Origin of the sequence: Pseudomonas sp. RIT623, assembly GCF_004519305.1 — a bacterium.
Taxonomy (GTDB): Bacteria; Pseudomonadota; Gammaproteobacteria; order Pseudomonadales; family Pseudomonadaceae; genus Aquipseudomonas.
Genome location: NZ_SOZA01000011.1, coordinates 12,583 through 31,341, shown reverse-complemented (window position 1 = coordinate 31,341; position 18,759 = coordinate 12,583). Strand labels below are relative to the sequence as shown.

Genomic DNA, 18,759 nt, shown 5'->3' with positions numbered 1-18,759 from the left:
GCAACGTTTTGTCGTTAGGGCCTGCGGGCCAGAACGGCGACAGGCATGGTCGCCAGGCAACCGGATCAGTATCCTAGCACCTCCTGGCCCGCCGACGCTAAACCCAAGCGGGCCGCCGAACAGGTTAAACACCGTATGAATGCTCTAGCCCGCCGCGCCGCAGGCCTGTTGCTCGGCACGTTGTGCCTGCCGCTCGCGGCCTTGGCCGCCGATGTGCAACCCACCCACGAATTCATCCTCGACAACGGCCTGAAGCTGGTCGTGCGCGAGGATCACCGCGCCCCGGTGGTGGTTTCGCAGATCTGGTACAAGGTCGGCTCCAGCTATGAGACACCGGGCCAGACCGGCCTGTCCCACGCCCTCGAGCACATGATGTTCAAGGGCAGCGCCAAGGTTGGCCCCGGCGAGGCCTCGCGCATCCTGCGCGACCTCGGCGCCGAGGAAAACGCCTTCACCAGCGACGACTACACCGCCTACTACCAGGTGCTGGCCCGCGACCGCCTGCCGGTGGCCTTCGAACTCGAAGCCGACCGCCTGGCCAGCCTGCGCCTGCCGGCCGACGAGTTCAGCCGGGAAATCGAGGTGATCAAGGAAGAACGCCGCCTGCGCACCGACGACCAGCCCAACGCCAAGGCCTTCGAGCTGTTCAGCGCCATGGCCTACCCGGCCAGCGGCTACCACACCCCGACCATCGGCTGGATGGCCGACCTCGAGCGCATGAAGGTCGAGGAACTGCGCCACTGGTACGAGTCCTGGTACGCGCCGAACAACGCCACCCTGGTGGTGGTCGGAGACGTCAAGCCCGACGAAGTGAAAGCCCTGGCGCAGAAGTACTTCGGCCCCATCCCCAAGCGTGCGGTGCCGCCGAGCAAGCTGCCGCTGGAGCTGGCCGAACCGGGCCTGCGCCAATTGACCCTGCACCTGCGCACGCAACTGCCCAGCCTGATCTACGGTTTCAACGTCCCGGCCCTGGCCACCGCCAAGGACCCGCGCAGCGTCAACGCCCTGCGCCTGATCTCGGCCTTGCTCGACGGCGGCTACAGCGCCCGCATGCCCGCGCGCCTGGAGCGCGGCCAGGAGCTGGTGGCCGGTGCCTCGTCCAGCTACGACGCCTTCACCCGCGGCGACAGCCTGTTCCTGATCTCGGCCACGCCCAACGTGCAGAAGCACAAGACCCTGGCCGAGGTTGAAAAAGGCGTCTGGGAACTGCTCGACGAACTCAAGACCACCCCACCCAGCACCGAGGAACTGGAGCGCGTGCGCGCCCAGGTAATCGCCGGCCTGGTCTACGAGCGCGACTCCATCAGCAGCCAGGCCACCACCATCGGCCAGCTGGAGACGGTCGGCCTGTCCTGGAAACTGATCGACAGCGAGCTCGACGATCTCAAGCGCGTCACCCCGCAGGACATTCAGGCCGCCGCCCGCACCTACTTCACCCGCGAACGCCTGAGCGTTGCCCATGTACTGCCCGAGGAGTCCGCTCATGAGTGATCGCAGCGCACCGCGCTACACCCTGTTCGGCCTGGCGATCATCGTGCTGGTGGTGGCCGTTGCCGTCCTGCTGGCCCGCCCGGCCCAGTCCGATAACACAGCCAAGCCGGACACCGCCGCCCGCCCGGCCAATACCCTGCAATCGCTGGCCGAGCTCGACGGCAAGGCGCCCAGCCGCCGCCAACTGGACATCCAGCACTGGACCACCACCGAAGGCGCCCGCGTCCTGTTCGTCGAAGCCCGCGAGCTGCCAATGTTCGACCTGCGCCTGACCTTCGCCGCCGGCAGCAGCCAGGACGGCAGCGTCCCTGGCCTGGCCAGCCTGACCAACGCCATGCTCAACGAGGGCGTGGCGGGCAAGGACGTGACCGCCATCGCCGAAGGCTTCGAAGGACTGGGCGCCGACTTCGGCAACGGCTCCTACCGTGACATGGCAGTGGCCTCGTTGCGCAGCCTCAGCGTCGCTGACAAACGCGAGCCAGCACTCAGGCTATTCACCGAGGTGGTCGGCAAACCGACCTTCCCCGAGGACGCCCTCAAGCGCATCAAGAACCAGATGCTCGCCGGTTTCGAGTACGAGAAGCAGAACCCTGGCAAAATCGCCGGCAAGACGCTTTTCGCCAACCTGTACGGCAGCCACCCATACGGTCACCCCAGCGACGGCACCGCGCAGACCATCCCCGGCATCACCCTGGAACAACTGCGCACCTTCCACGCCAAGGCCTACACCGCCGGCAACGCAGTGATCGCCCTGGTCGGCGACCTCAGCCGCAGCGAGGCCGAGGCCATCGCCAACCAGGTATCGGCCGGCCTGCCCAAGGGGCAGCCCTTGGCCAAGCCCGAGCAGCCGCGGCAACCCAAGCCAGGTGTGACCCACATCGATTTCCCGTCCAAGCAGACCCACCTGATGCTGGCCGAGCTGGGCATCGACCGTAACGATCCGGACTGGCCCGCCCTGTCGCTGGGTAACCAGATCCTCGGCGGCGGCGCCTTCGGCACCCGCCTGATGAGCGAAGTGCGCGAAAAACGCGGCCTGACCTACGGCGTGTACTCGGTGTTCAGCCCGATGCAGGTGCGCGGCCCGTTCATGATCAACCTGCAGACCCGCGCCGAGCTTAGCGAAGGCACGCTCAAGCTGGTTCAGGACATCCTCGCCGAGTACCTGAAGAACGGCCCGAGCCAGCAGGAACTGGACGACGCCAAGCGCGAGCTGGCCGGCAGCTTCCCGCTGTCCAATGCCAGCAACGCCAGCATCGTCGGCCAACTGGGCGCCATCGGCTTCTATAACCTGCCGCTGAGCTGGCTGGAGGACTTCATGCAACAGTCCCAGGCGCTGAGCGTCGAGCAGGTCAAGGCCGCGATGAACAAGCATCTCGCGGCGGACAAGCTGGTGATCGTCACCGTCGGCCCGAAGGTGGCGCAGCAACCGCTGCCGGCCCCCACTGACAAACCCGCCGAGCAGCCGCTCGGCGTACCGGAGCACTAATGGCAAGACCCAACACTCCCGCGCGCCCGGCCCCAGGCGCCAGCAAGGGCCCCGGCCAGTTGCGCATCATCGCCGGAGAATGGCGCAGCCGGCGCCTGGCCGTGCCGGAAGGCGAAGGCCTGCGCCCGACCCCTGATCGCGTGCGCGAAACCCTGTTCAACTGGCTAGCGCCCTACATCGAGGGCGCCCTGGTGCTCGATGCCTTCACCGGCAGCGGCGCGCTGGTGCTCGAAGCGCTATCCCGTGGCGCGAAGGATGCCGTGGCGCTGGACAGCAACCCCGCGGCCATCACCAACCTCAAGGACAACCTCGAAGTGTTGCGCTGCCCGCGCGGGCAGATCCTGCAGACCGACGCCCTGCGCTACCTGCAAGGCCTGGCCAAGCAGCAATTCGACGTGGTGTTCCTCGACCCGCCGTTCCACCAGGACCTGCTGGCCAACACCTGCAACCTGCTGGAACAAGGCCAGTGGCTGCGCGAGCAGGCGTGGATCTACACCGAAAGCGAAGCCGTGCCCTCCTCGCTGCCGATACCGGGCAACTGGCGCCTGCACCGCGAGAAAAAGACCGGGCAGGTGCACTACGCGTTGTGGCAACGCGGTTGAAACACCGGCGCCCCGCCTGCAGCACTATGTAACGCAGGCGGGCACCTCACTGGCATGACACTGCTCCGGCATACCGCCGTCAAGGAGCCACCCTGTCATGCCATCACTTTCCCCTACGGGCGCTACCACAGCCCCGACACTGCAACACTTCACCCTCGACAACGGCCTCAAGGTCTACCTGCGCGTAGACCGTCGCACTGCGCTGGCCTGCGCGCAGTTGTGGTACCAGGTAGGTGCCAGCCTGGAACCCACGGGCCAGTCCGGGCTTTCCCATCTGCTGGAACACATGATGTTCGAGGGCAGCAGCAAACTCGCACCCGGCCAGTACTCACGCCTGATCGAGCATCTGGGCGGCGCTGCGAATGCCTTTACCACCCACGATGCAACCTGCTTCTACATGACCTTGCCCGTTTCGCGCATCGAAATCGCCCTGGAAGCAATGGCTGACGCAATGGCGAGTGCAACGCTGGGCGAGTCACCTTTCGACCGTGAACTCGCAGTGGTCATGGCCGAACGCCGCGCGCAGGTCGATAACATGCCACTCGGCCTGGCATACGAACAGCACAATGCCCTTGCCCACACGGGCAGTGCTTACGCGACGCCGGTGATCGGACATCGCAAGGACCTTGAGCGGATGACCAGCCGAGCCATGCGTGACTGGCACCGGCAATGGTACCGCCCCAACAACGCGGCATTGGTGGTGGTCGCCGATATGACCTTGGCGCAGTTGAAAACCATGGTGACGCGCCATTTCAACGACATCGCAGCGCAACCGTTACCGCCCCGCACGATCCCCCGTGCCGCCACCGAGCTGCATCGTCGCGAACAGACCCTGACGCTGCCGGGCCTGCGCGATGGTGTGCTGATCAGCTTCAATGCACCCAGCCTGGCAACCGCCATCCTCCCTGCACAGCCCCATGCACTGCGCCTGATCTGCCACATCCTGACCCAAGGCACCAGCTCCCGGCTGGCCCGCCAGTTGGTAACCACCGAGGAGCTGTTACTGGGGGTGCGCTCCGATTACACCCATCTGAGCCGCGGTGACGATTTATGGACCCTCGCCGCCTACACCTCAGCCAAAACCACCGTGCACGCCGCAGCCGAGCGCGTACTGGAACAGATAGACCTGCTGCGCACGACCCCGCCGACGGCACAAGAGCTCAAACGAGCCAAGGTTCGCCTGCTGGCCGAACTGACCTTCAGTCGAGACGACATCGATCAGCAAGCCACAGCCATTGGCCAAGCCTATGTCGGCGGGCAGGACCCGCACCTGCTGGACCAGGAAACACGGCTTATCAGCCAGGTAAGCGCCGCCCAGGTGCAGGAGGCGGCCCAAGCCTGGCTGACACGCGAACGCATGACCATTACATACCTGCAACGCAAGGAGCAGCACGCCGATGAATGACATCATCCGAAGCGAATCAACGCAAACCACCGGCATCATCCCGGAACAATTCAGCTCGACCCGGGATCTGGACCTGAACCAGCTCGAGCCGATCAGCAAGCCCGTACAGCATTGGCACACCCAGAGTGGGACCTCGGTTCGATTCGTGCCGAGCCACCAGCTTGCCCTGGTCGACCTTGTGCTCGAGTTCAAGGCTGGCCGCGCGCTGGATGGCGATTCACCAGGCCTGTCCGCCTTGACGCTGTACACCCTGGACGAAGGCACCCAGGCCCTGACTGCCAATCAATTCAACGAGCGCCTGGAAAGCCTGGGGGTTACCATCGACAAGCGCCTGCGCGCAGAGCATGCCAGCGTGAGCCTGCGCAGCCTGTCCGACAGCGCCGTACTGGAACCGGCGGTCGACTTGTTGATCGGCATGGTCGCGCAACCTGCATTGAGCGACGCCGCCGTGGCCCGCATCAAACGCCAGGTGCTGGCAGCACAAGCCGCGACAGACGCTTCAGCGCGATCACGCATTCGCGACGAAGCCTTTCGGCAGTTGTTCAAGGGCCATGCCTATGCCCATGCCTTGAGCGCCACCCAAGCAGGCATAGCGTCCATCAACGTCGACGCCGTCAAGACCTTCCACCAACGCGCTTACTCGGCGAGCAACCTGCAGATATCGCTGGTGGGTGACTTGTCCCGGGCACAGGCCGAAACCCTGGCTGAACGCATCTGCCAGGCGCTGCCACAGGGCTGGACAGCTATCGATACGCCCCCCGTGCCGGCCCCGGTAGCGGAAATCATCCATGTGGAACAAGCGGGCGCCAGCGACACGGCGCTGCTGGCCGTCCCCCTACGCCACCCGCTGCGAGCCGGTACGCAGACGTATCTGGCCATGGTGATGGCCAACCAGGTACTGGGCGTGGGCATGGAATCACGACTGATGCGCACACTGCGACAGCAGCGTGGCCTGACCTACGATGTGCGATCGACCCTGATACCGCTGCAAGCAGCGACGATACTGGTCATCGAGTGGGAGATCGACGCGCGCTACAACGATGCCTCCCAGGATCTGGTGAGCGAGGTGCTCAGCCAGTTCATCACTCAAGGCCCGACCCTTCCCGAACTGGACCTGGCCCGCCGGCAACTGGCCGGCACGCGCCTGCGTGAAGTCGCCCGCAACCAGACACTCAGTCGGCTTTTGGCAAAAATGGGCCAGCAGGACTTGCCGGACGACCATCTATCCACTTACGTCGACCGGTTGCTGAGCCTCACCGTGGATGATGTGCGCCAGGCCCTGCAGTTGCTGGACCTCGATGCCATCGTCGCGGTGAGCGCAGGACCATCGCTGGATCAGCAGCCGTTGCCAGCACCGACGACAACCGACCAATAGCGCAGGTACAGTGGCGCTGTTTCATGGCACTCTAGGCGGGCACAACACGAGCCCCCCAGCATGCCCAGCCTCAGCGCCACCTTCTGCCCGGCCACCGGCCTGTCCAACCCCCACCTGCAAACCTTGTGGGGGCCACTGTGGCGCAAACTCCCCGACCTTTCGCGCCAGCGCGAGCGCCTGTGGCTGGCCGACGGCGACTTCCTCGACCTCGACTGGCACGGCCCGCACCGGCCTGAGGCACCGCTGGTGCTGGTACTGCACGGCCTGACCGGCTCATCCCACTCGCCCTATGTCAAAGGCCTGCAGCAAGCCCTGCAGGCGCACGGCTGGGCCAGCGTCGCGCTGAACTGGCGCGGTTGCTCGGGCGAGCCCAACCTGCTGCCGCGCAGCTACCACTCCGGCGCCAGCGAAGACCTGGCCGAGACCCTCCGCCACCTGCGCGCCCAGCGCCCGCTGGCACCGCTGTATGCAGTGGGTTATTCGCTGGGCGGCAATGTGCTGCTCAAGTACCTGGGGGAAAGTGGCTCGGCCAGCTTGCTGGAGGCGGCGGTGGCCGTGTCGGTGCCGTTTCGCCTGGACCAGTGCGCCGACCGTATCGGCCAGGGTTTCTCGAAGGTCTACCAGGCGCATTTCATGCGCGAGATGCGCGGCTACGTGCACAACAAGCAGCGGCTTTTTCGCGACCAGGGCCACCACGAAGGGCTGGCCGCCCTCGAGCGCCTCGGCTCGCTGCGCAACCTGCGCACGTTCTGGGATTTCGACGGGCGGGTCACTGCGCCGCTCAATGGTTTCAACGACGCCCACGATTACTATCGGCGGGCCTCCAGCCGCTATTACCTGGGCGAAAACCGCACGCCGACGCTGATCATCCACGCCAGCGACGATCCATTCGTGTTCGGCCACAGCCTGCCCAATGCCAATGAGCTGGCCACAGGGACACAGTTCGAGCTGCACAGCCGGGGTGGCCACGTTGGGTTCGTGGACGGCAGCCTGCGCAATCCGGGGTATTACCTGGAGCGACGGATTCCACAATGGCTGCTGCAGGGGCGGTGACTCTGTAGGAGCCAGCCTTGCTGACGAATGGGCCTTCTGGCAAGGCTGCGCCTTGCATCGCCAGCAAGGCTGGCTCCTACAGGTCCAGGTCAGTCGCCGGTCGCCACGGGGTGTTGCGAATCATTGATCCACTCGCTCCAGGAACCTGCATACAAACGTCCCAACGGATAGCCCGCCAGCGCCAGGGCGAACAGGTTGTGGCAAGCAGTCACGCCCGAGCCGCAATAGGCCACCAACTGCGCTGGCGAGCGATCGCCCAGTTTCTCGGCAAAACGCTGCTTGAGCTGCACGGCCGGCAGGAATCGCCCATCGGCATCGAGGTTGTCGGTAAACGCCGCGCACTGGGCCCCCGGAATATGCCCGGCCACCGGGTCGATCGGCTCGACTTCACCACGGAAACGCGGCAACGCGCGAGCATCGATCAGGGTCAAGTCCGGCTCGCCCAGGCGCTCGGCCAAGTGCTTGGCGTCGATCAGCAGCTTCATGTCCGGCTCACCGCTGAACGTGCCCTCGCGCCGTGGCGGCGGGTCCAGGCTTAGCGGCAAATGCGCGGCATGCCAGGCCTTGAGGCCGCCATCGAGGATGAACACCGCGCTGCGCTTGCCCAGCCAGGCCAACAGCCACCAGGCACGGGCGGCATAAGCACCCGGGCCATCGTCGTAGAGCACCACCTGGCTGTCATTGTCCACACCCCACTCGCGCAGGCGCTCGACCAGCCGCTGCGGGTCTGGCAGCGGATGTCGCCCGGTGCGGCCCTTGACCACCAGCCCGCTCAGGTCACGCTCCAGGTCGGCAAAATGCGCGCCGGCGATATGTCCCTCGGCATAGCTGCGTTGACCGTAGTCGACATCTTCCAGAGCAAAGCGACAGTCGAGGATCACCAGGCCGGGGGCGTCCAGGCGTTCGGCCAGTTGTTGCGGGGTGATCAGTTGCGCAAAGGGCATGACAATCTCCTGACAAGTGACTCGAAGGCCTTGGCTCAGTGCTCCAGGGCCTGGTTGAAAGGTACATGGAATTCTTCGCAGAGGGTGTCCACGGCACTGCGCGCGGCCGGGGTGACGAAGCCCAGCTCCAGCACCAGTACCTGGTAGACGCCGCGCATGAACGCTTCTTCACCCAGGTGCGCGCTATGCTCGCGGGTAGTGCTGAGAAAACGCACCCAGGAGGTCAGCACGATCCAGGCATTGATGGTCAGCGATTCTATCTGTGCGCCATCCATGGCCAGGATCCCGGCTTCGACGAAGCCGCGGTAGATCGCCTGGCCTTGTTGCAGGCAACGCCGCGAGAAGCGCCGGTAGCGGGCGGCCAGCTCCGGGTCGCTGTCGAGCAGGTGCTCGAGGTCGCGGTGCAGGAAGCGGTAGTTCCACATCGCCGCCAGCAGCGCCTTGAGATAGAAGCGCTTGTCCTCGACGGTGGCGACACGGCCCTGGGGCGGGCGCAGGAAGCTGTCGACCAGCTCTTCGTACTGGCTGAACAACAGGGCGATGATCGCCTGCTTGTTGGGGAAGTGGTAGTACAGGTTGCCGGGCGAGATTTCCATGTGCGCGGCAATGTGGTTGGTACTGACACTGCGCTCGCCCTGCTGGTTGAACAGCTCCAGGCTGTTCTGCACGATGCGCTCTCGGGTCTTCATGCGCGGGGCCATGCTCAGCTCCAGTCTCCGGGCGTTCTCTGATGAAGGGCCATCTTACGGACTATTGACCGGTGCCGTCAGGGCCGAACTGCGCAAATGTCCGCTGATCTGGCAGAACAACCACTCACCGTGGAAAGAATTAGAGTATAGGCTCTATTAACGACCAACCACGGGTGCCCGCGCCATGACCTCGATCACCACCCCGCCTCCTGTTACATCCGACCTCGCCCTGGAGACGATGTTCGCCGCCCAGCGCCAGGCATTCGCCGGCAACTCCATGCCCCCGGCCGCGCAACGCCGGCAGTGGCTCAAGAGCCTGCGCGAAGCGTTGGTGAAAGAACAGGACGCCTTGGTCGCCGCCATCGACAGTGACTTCTCCGGCCGCAGCCGCGACGAGACCCTGATCGCCGAGCTGCTGCCCTCGGTACAGGGCCTGCGCCATGCCGAGCGACACCTGCAGCGCTGGATGCGGCCCTCGCGCCGGCGCGCGGGCCTGGCGTTCCAGCCGGCCAGCGCCAAGGTGCTGTACCAGCCGCTGGGGGTGGTGGGGGTAATCGTGCCGTGGAACTATCCGTTGTTCCTCGCCATCGGCCCGCTGACCGGCGCCCTGGCCGCCGGCAACCGGGTGATGCTCAAGCTCAGCGAGGCCACCCCCGCCACCGGCCTGCTGCTCAAGGACCTGCTCGAACGGGTGTTCCCCGCCGACCTGGTCAGTGTGGTGCTGGGCGAGGTAGAGGTGGGCCAGGCCTTCTCCCGCCTGCCCTTCGACCACCTGCTGTTCACCGGCGCCACCGGCGTCGGCCGCCATGTCATGCAGGCTGCCGCGCACAACCTCACCCCGGTAACCCTCGAGCTGGGTGGCAAGTCGCCAGCCATCGTCTCCGCGGATGTGCCGCTGGACACCGCCGCCGAGCGCATCGCCTTCGGCAAGAACCTCAACGCCGGCCAGACCTGCGTCGCGCCCGACTACGTACTGGTGCCGCGCAATCGCCTCGGCGCCTTCGCCGACGCCTACCAACGCGCCGTGCGTCGGCAGTTCCCGCGCCTGACCGACAACCCCGACTACACCGCGATCATCAACCCACGCCAGTTGCAACGCCTGGAACACCTGCTGAGCGACGCCCGCGAACGCGGCGCCCAGGTGCTCGACCTGTACCCCGAAGAGCAGCGTCAAGGTCGCTGCCTGCCGCCGCACCTGCTGCTGGGGGTGGACGACACCATGCAGGTGATGCACGAGGAAATCTTCGGCCCGTTGCTGCCACTGGTGCCCTACGACAGCCTCGACGACGCGCTGGCCTACATCAACCAGCGCCCGCGCCCGCTGGCCCTGTACTACTTCGGCTACGACCGCGGCGAACAGGCGCGGGTGCTGCGCGACACCCACTCCGGCGGGGTGTGCCTCAACGACACCCTGTTGCACGTGGCCCAGGATGACCTGCCGTTCGGCGGTATCGGCCCGTCGGGCATGGGCCACTATCACGGCCACGAGGGTTTCCTGACCTTCAGCAAGGCCAAGGCGGTGCTGGCCAAGCAGCGCATCAATGCGGCTCGGCTGATCTACCCGCCCTATGGCAAGGCCTTGCAACGCCTGGTCTACAAGCTGTTCATCCGCTGATGCAACGCCGCCAGTTGCTGCGCTTCGGCATGGGGGCCACGCTGGTCCTGGGCGCCACCAGCCTGGTCGGTTGCAGCCAGCAGACGCCCTCGTCCGGCTACCACACGCTGCGCGAGGACGACCTGGCGCTGCTGCGGGCGTTGATCCCGGTGGTGCTGGCCGGCACCCAGGCGACCCCAGAGCTGGTACTGCATAGCCTCGACCACAAACTGGCAGCACTGTCGCCAGCCATGCTCAAACTCAGCCGGCAATTGTTCGATGTGCTGAGCCTACCCCTGACCCGCGGGCCGTTGACCGGGGTCTGGGGCAGTTGGGCAAACGCTGACGCCACGCAGGTCGAGGCGTTTCTGCAACGCTGGCGCGACAGTTCCCTGGGCCTGCTGCGCCAGGGACATGCGTCGTTACTGCAATTGCTGTTGATGGCCTGGTACGAGCGCCCCGAAGCCTGGGCGGCCTGCGGCTACCCCGGACCACCCAGGATCTGACTCATCGCTCCCATGGTTTCAACCACCCGATAGGCGCCAGAGAGAAGCCCATGCCCGTGCCAGACCCGTTTCGCCAAGGCCTCGAACGAGGCTGGACCACCCATGACGGTTCACGCCTGGAGCAAGACCAGACCCTCGAGGCCGACGTCGCCGTGATCGGCAGCGGCGCGGGAGGCGCCACCACTGCCGAGCTGCTCAGCGCCGCCGGGCTGAAGGTGCTGCTGATCGAGGAAGGCCCACTGAAGACCAGCAGCGACTTCCACCTGCTGGAAAACCAGGCCTACGCCGACCTCTACCAGGAAGGCCTCGGGCGCCTGAGCAAGGATGGCGCCATTACCATCCTCCAGGGCCGCGCAGTGGGTGGCACCACCCTGGTCAACTGGACCTCGAGCTTCCGCACACCGCCGCAAACCCTCGAACACTGGGCCCGGGAGCACGCGGTCAAAGGCCTGGACAGCGCCGCCATGGCCCCCTGGTTCGCGCGCATGGAGCAACGCCTGGGCATCAGCCCCTGGGCCCTGCCGCCGAATGCCAACAACGACGTGCTGCGCCGCGGCTGTGAAGCCCTAGGCCATCGCTGGGCGGTGATCCCGCGTAATGTGCGCGGCTGCTGGAACCTGGGCTATTGCGGCATGGGCTGTCCGGTCAACGCCAAGCAGTCGATGCTGGTGACCAGCATCCCCGCCACCCTGGACAACGGCGGCGCGCTGCTCTACCTGGCCCGCGCCGAACGTTTCAGCCACGACGGCCAGCGCATCGACCACCTGCAGTGCCAGGCCCTCGATGCCCAGGGTATCCAGCCCACGGGGCGCCATGTGCGCGTGCGCGCCCGCCACTACGTGCTGGCCGGCGGTGGCATCAACAGCCCGGCCCTGCTGCTGCGCTCCCAAGCGCCGGACCCGCACCAGCGCCTGGGCAAACGCACCTTCCTGCACTTGGTCAATTTCAGCGCCGCGCAGTTCGAGGCACGCATCGACCCTTACTACGGCGCCCCGCAGTCGATCTACAGCGACCAGTTCCAATGGCAGGCGGGCGTCGCCGGGCCGGTCGGCTACAAGCTCGAGGTGCCGCCGCTGCACCCGGCGCTGGCCAGCACCCTGCTGGGCGGTCATGGCCAGGACAACGCCCTGCGCATGGCCGAGCTGCCCCACACCCATGTGATGCTGGCGCTGCTGCGCGACGGCTTCCACCCCGACAGCCCGGGCGGCCAGGTGGAACTGCGCGGCGACGGCTCGCCCGTGCTCGACTACCCGGTTACCGACTACCTGCGCGACGGCTTGCGTCGCGCCTGGCACAGCATGGCGCAGATCCAGTTCGCCGCCGGTGCCCGCCGGGTGTTGCCGGTGCACGGCGACGCTCGCTATGTCGACACGGTCGGGCAAGCCCAGGCGATGATCGACCAGTTGCCCCTGCAACTGTTGCGCATGCGCCTGGGCAGCGCCCATGTGATGGGCGGCTGCGCCCTGGGCGAAGATCCGCGCCAGGCTGTTTGCGACAGCCTCGGCCGCCACCACCAGCTGGAAAACCTGTCGATCCACGATGGTTCGCTATTCCCCACCAGCATCGGCGCCAACCCGCAATTATCGGTATATGCCCTGGCCGCACGGCTCAGCGACGCGCTGATCGGCCGCCTGGCAGCACGCGCATGACAGCCAATGGCCGTACTGTCTATAGTGCCATCGGCCGGCCACGCGACTTGGCCGGGCGCAATCGCTGCGCTACCATCCGACTCCCCAACGCACTCCAGCCAGGATGACGCGATGAACCGAGTGTTGTACCCGGGTACTTTCGACCCCATTACCAAAGGCCATGGCGACCTGGTCGAACGCGCCTCGCGACTGTTCGACCACGTGATCATCGCCGTGGCGGCCAGCCCCAAGAAAAACCCCCTGTTCCCGCTGGAACAACGGGTCGAGCTGGCCCGCGAGGTCACCAAGCACCTGCCCAATGTCGAAGTCATCGGCTTCTCCACCCTGCTGGCGCACTTCGCCAAGGAGCAGGGCGCCAATGTCTTCCTGCGTGGCCTGCGCGCGGTCTCCGACTTCGAGTACGAGTTCCAGCTGGCCAACATGAACCGCCAGCTGGCACCGGACGTCGAGAGCCTGTTCCTGACGCCGTCGGAGCGCTACTCGTTCATTTCCTCGACCCTGGTCCGGGAAATCGCCGCGCTGGGTGGTGATATCACCAAGTTCGTCCACCCGGCCGTGGCCGACGCGCTGACCGAGCGCTTCCGCAAGTAAGCCACGGGGCAGGATGTCGCGCCCGCGTGCACTGCGGGCGCGAATCCGGCACAATTGCCCCCATCGCTTTGAAACATGCCCGGGCCCGACGCCCAGGCCGGAGTCCCCATGTCCCTGATCATCACCGACGATTGCATCAACTGCGACGTCTGCGAACCCGAGTGCCCGAACGCCGCCATCTCGCAAGGCGAAGAGATCTACGTGATCGACCCGAACCTGTGCACCCAGTGCGTGGGCCACTACGACGAGCCGCAGTGCCAGCAGGTCTGCCCGGTCGACTGCATCCCGCTGGATGAAGCCCACCCGGAAACCGAAGACGAACTGATGGCCAAGTACCGCCGGATCACCGGCAAGGCCTGATGCCGTTCGTCGCCGCGATACGCCACGCAGCCCTCGGCGCCGTTCTCGCGCTGCTGGCCAGCGCTGCCCTGGCCGCCGGCCCGGGCCGCTCGGCGATCGCCAGCCCGCACCACGAGGCCACCGCGGCGGCGCAGCACATCCTGCAGCAGGGCGGTAACGCCTTCGATGCCGCGGTGGCCATCAGCGCCGCGCTGGCCGTGGTCGAGCCCTATGGCTCGGGTTTGGGCGGCGGCGGATTCTTCCTGTTGCGCGAAGCGGGCGACACGCCACGCTATGCCTTCCTCGACGCGCGCGAGCGCGCCCCCGCCGCTGCGCGTGCCGATATGTACCTCAAGGACGGCAAGGTGCAGCCGGGCCTGTCGATCAACGGCCCCTTGGCGGCCGCCATTCCCGGCCTGCCCCAGGCCCTGGCCGACCTCGCCGCCACCCACGGCAAGCTGCCGCTCAAGGACAGCCTGGCCCCGGCCATTCGCCTGGCCAACCAGGGTTTTGCCGTCGACCGCATCTACCGCGACCGCGCGACCATGCGCCTGAACGCCCTGCGTGACGACGCCGAGAGCGCCCGGCTGTTCCTCACCGCCAATGACGTGCCGGCCCTGGGCACGCTGATCCGCCAGCCGGAGCTGGCCACCACCCTGCAGCGCATGGCCGAGCATGGCCGCGACGGTTTCTATCGCGGGCCGCTGGCCGAGCGCCTGGTCGATGGCGTGCGCCAGGCCGGCGGCATCTGGACCCTCGACGACCTGGCCAGCTACCGTAGCGCCTGGCGCGAACCACTGCGCTACCCACTGGCCGAGCAGCGCGAGCTGATCAGCAGCCCACCGCCCTCGGCCGGCGGCATCGCCCTGGCCCAGAGCCTGGCCATGCTCCAGCGCCTGCCCTGGCAAAGCGCCGAACCGGTGCAGCGCAGCCACTACGTGATCGAGGTGCTACGCCGCGCCTACCGCGACCGCGGCCTGCTGGGCGACCCGGACTACGTCAGCAACCCGGTCAATCGCCTGCTGGCACGGCACTACCTGAGCGGCCTAGCCGACAGCATCGACGTGCACCAGGCCACGCCGAGCAGCGCCCTGCCCCCCGCGCCGGCCTGGCGCGAAGGCGACCACACCACGCATTTCTCGGTGATCGACGCCCAGGGCAATGCCGTCTCCGCCACGCTGTCGGTCAACCTGCCGTTTGGCGCGGCCTTCAGCGTGCCCGGCACGGGCCTGGTGCTGAACAACGAGATGGACGATTTCGCCGCCGATCCTGGCGCCAGCAACAGCTACGGGCTGGCAGGCAGCCAGGCGAACGCCGTGGCGGCGGGCAAGCGGCCGCTGTCGAGCATGAGCCCGACCTTCATCGAAAGCCCCGGCCAGTTCGCCAGCTTCGGCACCCCCGGTGGCAGCCGCATACCCAGCATGGTGCTGCTATCGGTGATGGGTTTGCTCGAAGGCAGGCCGGTGGCCGAGTGGCCGGCAATACCGCGCTATCACCATCAGTACCTGCCGGATGTGCTGGAGCATGAGCCGGGGACGTTCAGTGCACGGCAGAAGGCCGAGCTTGAAGGACGTGGGTACCGGCTGAAGGATGTCGGGCGCCAGTACGGAAATCAGCAGGTGCTGTACTGGAACAAGACTGGCGGGACCGTCGAGGCGGCCAGTGATCCCAGAGGCGTGGGGCAGGCGGCAGTCGTCGACTGATCCGGTTCAAATTCCTGTAGGAGCCAGCCTTGCGGGCGAACCAGGCAACGCGGTGCCTGGCACCGGCTACGCCGGTGTTCGCGGGCAAGCCCGCTCCCACAGGGATCGCTGCACGTAGTTACTCAACGCTGGCATTTCGGGCAGAACACGCTCGCCCGCTGCCCCAGCTTCACCTCGCGCAGCTCGCTGCCACACAGCTTGCACGGCTGGCCACCGCGCCCATACACGAACAGTTCCTGCTGGAAGTACCCCGGCTGCCCATCACCGCCGATGAAATCGCGCAAGGTCGTGCCGCCCTGCTCGATGGCCGCCGCCAGCACACGCTTGATCTCGATCGCCAGCTTCAGGTAACGCGCCCGGGAAATTCCGCCCGCCTCGCGGCGCGGGTCGATGCCGGCGGCGAACAACGCCTCGGTGGCGTAGATGTTGCCCACCCCCACCACCACCGCGTTGTCCATGATGAACGGCTTGACCGCCATCGACCGCCCGCGCGACAGCTGGAACAGACGTTCGCCGTCGAACAGCTCGGTCAACGGCTCCGGCCCCAGGCGTATGAGCAATTCATGGTTGAGCGGGTCGAGGCTCCAGAGCATGGCGCCAAAGCGCCGCGGGTCGGTGTAGCGCAGCATCAACCCAGACTCCAGCTCGATATCCACATGCTCGTGCTTGGCCGCCGGCAAGCCCAGTTCGACCAGGCGCAAGTTGCCCGACATGCCCAGGTGGCTGATCAGCGTGCCGACCTCGGCATTGATCAGCAGGTACTTGGCCCGGCGCTCGACGCTGACGATGCGCTGCCCCGACAGGCGCACGTCGAGGTCTTCCGGAATCGGCCAGCGCAGGCGCCGGTCACGCACCACCACGCGGCTGACCCGCTGGCCTTCCAGGTGCGGGGCGATACCGCGGCGGGTGGTCTCGACTTCTGGTAATTCCGGCATGCTTCAGTGCCCGCCCATTTCGCGAATGTTCTGCTTGAGCTGCTCGAAGTCGTATTCGGTCAGGCCAATGTAGTCCAGCACCAGCGGGCCGACCATGTTCCATTCGTGATCGACGCTCTGGTTGCCCAGGACACGGTACGAGGCGCAGATGTGCTCGGACATCTTCAGCACCGCCAACAGGTTCTTCAGCTGGGTCTGGGTGTTGCGCGAGGACTCGTCGCGGAACACCGCCACGGCGTTGTGGTGGTTGGCGATGGCCGCGCTGATGTGCTCCGGCAAGCGCCAGGACTTGGCGGTGAAGTAGCCGACCACCGAATGGTTGGTGTTGAACACGCGGTTTTCGGTGTCCACCACGCGAACTTCGTCATTGGCCTTGGCGTAGGACTCTTCCAGCACTTCCATGTAGTTGGGGAAGCGCTTGTGCATCAGCGGCACGCCGCAATCGTGGAACAGGCCCAGGGTGTAGGCCTCGTCCACCGCCTGGATGCCGGTGCGCTTGGCCAGGGTCAGGCAGGTCATGGCCACGTCCTGGGCGGTGTCCCAGAACGGGTTGAGGGTGACGATGGTTTCGTCGCTCATTTCGCCCTTGATCGACTGGGCGTTGATCAGGTTGATGATCGAGCGGCTGCCCAGCAGGTTCACCGCGCGCTGGATCGAACCGATCTTGTTGGCCAGGCCGAACTGCGCCGAATTGACCAGCTTGAGCAACGCACCGGACAGGCCCGGGTCCTGCGCGATCAGCTTGGCGATGGTCTCCAGGTCCGGGTCGGGCATGTACTGCTCGAACTGCAGGTCGACCATGATCTGCGGCTGCGGCGGAATGGTAATGCCCTGCAGGGCTTGCTGGATCTGTTCGGCGGTAAGTTCCTGGGACATGCGTGCACTCTCGCTGGGGACGGGGAATTCTAACCCTGTACTCCGGCAGGGTAACTATCAGTGGATCGTTGGATCCAAGAATTTCTTTAGCGCTGTGGGAGCCAGCCTTGCTGGCTCCCACAGGATGAAGCGATAAACCCACGCTTGGTCGCGGCCCACAGCGCATCCGGGGCCGACGCGGTATACTCCCGCTCTTTTTTCCCGGAGCGACGTCATGTCCCTGCCCAGCCTTCGTCTCAAAGCCAACGCCGACCGCCGCCTGCGCGCCGGCCACCTGTGGGTCTACAGCAATGAAGTCGACGTTGCCGCGACCCCGCTGCAGGGCCTGAAGGCCGGCCAGCAGGCCATTCTCGAAAGCGCCAGCGGCAAGCCCCTGGGCGTGGTGGCCGTGAGCCCGAACAACCTGATCTGCGCCCGTCTGCTGTCGCGCGACGCCAAGCTGCCGCTGGACAAGTCGCTGCTGGTGCACCGCCTGAACGTGGCCCTGTCGCTGCGCGAGCGCCTGTTCGACAAGCCGTGCTATCGCCTGGTATACGGCGATTCCGACCTGCTCCCAGGCCTGGTGGTCGACCGCTTCTTCGACATCCTCGTGGTGCAACTGGCCTCGGCCACCATGGAAGCGCACAAGGACGACGTGATCGCCGCCCTGATCCAGGTGCTCAAGCCCAGTGGCATCCTGTTCAAGAACGACTCCGCCGCCCGCGACGCCGAAGGCCTCGAGCGCTATGTCGACACCGTCTACGGCGAAGTGCCGGACTGGGTGCCGCTGGAGGAGAACGGCGTCAAGTTCGAAGCCCCGGTGCGCGAAGGGCAGAAGACCGGCTGGTTCTACGACCACCGCATGAACCGCGCGCGCCTGGCCCCCTACGTCAAGGGCAAGCGCGTGCTCGACCTGTTCAGCTACATCGGTGGCTGGGGTGTGCAGGCCGGCGCGTTCGGCGCCAGCGAAGTGTTCTGCGTGGATGCCTCGGGCTTCGCCCTGGACGGCGTCGAGCGCAACGCCGCGCTGAACGGCATCAGCGAAAAACTGACCTGCATCGAAGGCGATGTGTTCGAGGCCCTGCGCGAGCTGAAGGCCGCCGAGGAGCGCTTCGACGTGATCATTGCCGACCCACCCGCCTTCATCAAGCGCAAGAAAGACCTGAAAAACGGCGAAGCGGCCTATCGCCGCCTCAACGAACAGGCCATGCGCATGCTGAACAAGGACGGCATCCTGGTCAGCGCCTCGTGCTCGATGCACCTGCCCGAGGACGACCTGCACAACATCCTGCTGACCAGCGCCCGCCACCTGGACCGCAACCTGCAATTGCTCGAGCGCGGCGGCCAGGGCCCGGACCACCCGGTGCACCCGGCGATCGCCGAGACCCGCTACATCAAGAGCATCACCTGCCGCTTGCTGCCAAACAGCTGATCTCTGCCAAAAAGGGCCGCCAAGCGGCCCTTTCCTGCTGCAATCCCCTCTCCAGGCCTGCACATCTGCATTCCCTCGCCGCGCCAGCGGTGTAGAATCGGCCTATTCAT

At 66.2% G+C, this 18,759-nt stretch carries 17 protein-coding genes; 13 read left to right on the top strand and 4 right to left on the bottom strand.

Annotation, left to right across the window (positions count from 1 at the left end; genetic code table 11):
• The first annotated feature begins 135 nt into the window (after positions 1–135).
• From E3U47_RS10240 to E3U47_RS10215, 6 genes are all read left to right on the top strand, one after another.
• Complete coding sequence (locus tag E3U47_RS10240; RefSeq protein ID WP_134691323.1) at positions 136–1,491, top strand: pitrilysin family protein; 1,356 nt, start codon at positions 136–138, stop codon at positions 1,489–1,491.
• Positions 1,484–2,977: a pitrilysin family protein gene (locus E3U47_RS10235; RefSeq protein ID WP_134691321.1), complete on the top strand. Its 1,494-nt coding sequence runs from the start codon at positions 1,484–1,486 to the stop codon at positions 2,975–2,977. Before E3U47_RS10240 ends, E3U47_RS10235 begins: the two co-directional genes overlap by 8 nt.
• Positions 2,977–3,579 carry a 16S rRNA (guanine(966)-N(2))-methyltransferase RsmD gene (rsmD, locus tag E3U47_RS10230; RefSeq protein ID WP_134691319.1) on the top strand — a complete coding sequence of 201 codons (603 nt, stop codon included), beginning with the start codon at positions 2,977–2,979 and terminating at the stop codon, positions 3,577–3,579. Before E3U47_RS10235 ends, rsmD begins: the two co-directional genes overlap by 1 nt.
• A gap of 97 nt (positions 3,580–3,676) precedes the next feature.
• Entirely contained in the window at positions 3,677–4,984 is a 1,308-nt protein-coding gene (locus E3U47_RS10225) for a pitrilysin family protein (protein WP_134691317.1), read from the top strand.
• Positions 4,977–6,359 (top strand): pitrilysin family protein, encoded by a 1,383-nt coding sequence (locus E3U47_RS10220; protein WP_134691315.1) that lies wholly within the window; start codon positions 4,977–4,979, stop codon positions 6,357–6,359. Before E3U47_RS10225 ends, E3U47_RS10220 begins: the two co-directional genes overlap by 8 nt.
• A gap of 60 nt (positions 6,360–6,419) precedes the next feature.
• The gene (locus tag E3U47_RS10215; RefSeq protein WP_134691313.1) at positions 6,420–7,412 is read left to right on the top strand and encodes a hydrolase; all 993 of its coding nucleotides are present in this window, start codon (positions 6,420–6,422) and stop codon (positions 7,410–7,412) included.
• Positions 7,413–7,501: 89 nt separating this feature from the next.
• Here the strand turns inward: E3U47_RS10215 and E3U47_RS10210 are convergent, their stop codons facing one another.
• On the bottom strand, positions 7,502–8,356 hold the full coding sequence (locus E3U47_RS10210) for a sulfurtransferase (protein ID WP_134691311.1): 855 nt from the start codon (positions 8,354–8,356) through the stop codon (positions 7,502–7,504).
• Positions 8,357–8,391: 35 nt separating this feature from the next.
• On the bottom strand, positions 8,392–9,057 hold the full coding sequence (locus E3U47_RS10205) for a TetR/AcrR family transcriptional regulator (protein WP_134691309.1): 666 nt from the start codon (positions 9,055–9,057) through the stop codon (positions 8,392–8,394).
• A gap of 172 nt (positions 9,058–9,229) precedes the next feature.
• Between E3U47_RS10205 and E3U47_RS10200 the strand changes: the two genes are divergently transcribed.
• The 6 genes from E3U47_RS10200 (at position 9,230) to ggt (ending at position 15,427) form a co-directional block, all read left to right on the top strand.
• A complete protein-coding gene (locus E3U47_RS10200; protein WP_134691307.1) occupies positions 9,230–10,660 on the top strand; it encodes a coniferyl aldehyde dehydrogenase in 1,431 nt (476 codons plus the stop codon).
• Complete coding sequence (locus E3U47_RS10195) at positions 10,660–11,145, top strand: twin-arginine translocation pathway signal protein (RefSeq protein ID WP_134691305.1); 486 nt, start codon at positions 10,660–10,662, stop codon at positions 11,143–11,145. Before E3U47_RS10200 ends, E3U47_RS10195 begins: the two co-directional genes overlap by 1 nt.
• A gap of 50 nt (positions 11,146–11,195) precedes the next feature.
• Positions 11,196–12,794 (top strand): GMC family oxidoreductase, encoded by a 1,599-nt coding sequence (locus E3U47_RS10190; RefSeq protein WP_134691303.1) that lies wholly within the window; start codon positions 11,196–11,198, stop codon positions 12,792–12,794.
• A 111-nt stretch (positions 12,795–12,905) separates the two neighbouring features.
• Positions 12,906–13,385: a pantetheine-phosphate adenylyltransferase gene (gene coaD / locus E3U47_RS10185; RefSeq protein ID WP_134691301.1), complete on the top strand. Its 480-nt coding sequence runs from the start codon at positions 12,906–12,908 to the stop codon at positions 13,383–13,385.
• A 108-nt stretch (positions 13,386–13,493) separates the two neighbouring features.
• Entirely contained in the window at positions 13,494–13,745 is a 252-nt protein-coding gene (locus tag E3U47_RS10180; RefSeq protein ID WP_011531711.1) for a YfhL family 4Fe-4S dicluster ferredoxin, read from the top strand.
• Positions 13,745–15,427, top strand: coding sequence for a gamma-glutamyltransferase (gene ggt, locus E3U47_RS10175; protein WP_134691299.1), 1,683 nt, complete (start codon positions 13,745–13,747; stop codon positions 15,425–15,427). Before E3U47_RS10180 ends, ggt begins: the two co-directional genes overlap by 1 nt.
• A 122-nt stretch (positions 15,428–15,549) precedes the next feature.
• Here ggt and mutM read toward each other — a convergent pair whose 3' ends face one another.
• Positions 15,550–16,362 (bottom strand): bifunctional DNA-formamidopyrimidine glycosylase/DNA-(apurinic or apyrimidinic site) lyase, encoded by an 813-nt coding sequence (gene mutM / locus E3U47_RS10170; RefSeq protein ID WP_134691297.1) that lies wholly within the window; start codon positions 16,360–16,362, stop codon positions 15,550–15,552.
• A 3-nt stretch (positions 16,363–16,365) separates the two neighbouring features.
• A complete protein-coding gene (locus tag E3U47_RS10165; RefSeq protein WP_177414216.1) occupies positions 16,366–17,184 on the bottom strand; it encodes an HDOD domain-containing protein in 819 nt (272 codons plus the stop codon).
• Positions 17,185–17,452: 268 nt separating this feature from the next.
• Here E3U47_RS10165 and E3U47_RS10160 point away from each other — a divergent pair, with 268 nt between their 5' ends.
• A complete protein-coding gene (locus E3U47_RS10160; protein WP_134691293.1) occupies positions 17,453–18,649 on the top strand; it encodes a class I SAM-dependent rRNA methyltransferase in 1,197 nt (398 codons plus the stop codon).
• Positions 18,650–18,759: the final 110 nt, after the last annotated feature.

What these genes read in the sequence shown, in the direction of transcription:
- E3U47_RS10240 (WP_134691323.1), top strand. Translation starts at nt 136, where the DNA reads ATGAATGCTCTAGCCCGCCGCGCCGCAGGCCTGTTGCTCGGCACGTTG.
- E3U47_RS10235 (WP_134691321.1), top strand. Translation starts at nt 1,484, where the DNA reads ATGAGTGATCGCAGCGCACCGCGCTACACCCTGTTCGGCCTGGCGATC.
- rsmD (WP_134691319.1), top strand. Translation starts at nt 2,977, where the DNA reads ATGGCAAGACCCAACACTCCCGCGCGCCCGGCCCCAGGCGCCAGCAAG.
- E3U47_RS10225 (WP_134691317.1), top strand. Translation starts at nt 3,677, where the DNA reads ATGCCATCACTTTCCCCTACGGGCGCTACCACAGCCCCGACACTGCAA.
- E3U47_RS10220 (WP_134691315.1), top strand. Translation starts at nt 4,977, where the DNA reads ATGAATGACATCATCCGAAGCGAATCAACGCAAACCACCGGCATCATC.
- E3U47_RS10215 (WP_134691313.1), top strand. Translation starts at nt 6,420, where the DNA reads ATGCCCAGCCTCAGCGCCACCTTCTGCCCGGCCACCGGCCTGTCCAAC.
- E3U47_RS10210 (WP_134691311.1), bottom strand. Translation starts at nt 8,356, where the DNA reads ATGCCCTTTGCGCAACTGATCACCCCGCAACAACTGGCCGAACGCCTG.
- E3U47_RS10205 (WP_134691309.1), bottom strand. Translation starts at nt 9,057, where the DNA reads ATGGCCCCGCGCATGAAGACCCGAGAGCGCATCGTGCAGAACAGCCTG.
- E3U47_RS10200 (WP_134691307.1), top strand. Translation starts at nt 9,230, where the DNA reads ATGACCTCGATCACCACCCCGCCTCCTGTTACATCCGACCTCGCCCTG.
- E3U47_RS10195 (WP_134691305.1), top strand. Translation starts at nt 10,660, where the DNA reads ATGCAACGCCGCCAGTTGCTGCGCTTCGGCATGGGGGCCACGCTGGTC.
- E3U47_RS10190 (WP_134691303.1), top strand. Translation starts at nt 11,196, where the DNA reads ATGCCCGTGCCAGACCCGTTTCGCCAAGGCCTCGAACGAGGCTGGACC.
- coaD (WP_134691301.1), top strand. Translation starts at nt 12,906, where the DNA reads ATGAACCGAGTGTTGTACCCGGGTACTTTCGACCCCATTACCAAAGGC.
- E3U47_RS10180 (WP_011531711.1), top strand. Translation starts at nt 13,494, where the DNA reads ATGTCCCTGATCATCACCGACGATTGCATCAACTGCGACGTCTGCGAA.
- ggt (WP_134691299.1), top strand. Translation starts at nt 13,745, where the DNA reads ATGCCGTTCGTCGCCGCGATACGCCACGCAGCCCTCGGCGCCGTTCTC.
- mutM (WP_134691297.1), bottom strand. Translation starts at nt 16,362, where the DNA reads ATGCCGGAATTACCAGAAGTCGAGACCACCCGCCGCGGTATCGCCCCG.
- E3U47_RS10160 (WP_134691293.1), top strand. Translation starts at nt 17,453, where the DNA reads ATGTCCCTGCCCAGCCTTCGTCTCAAAGCCAACGCCGACCGCCGCCTG.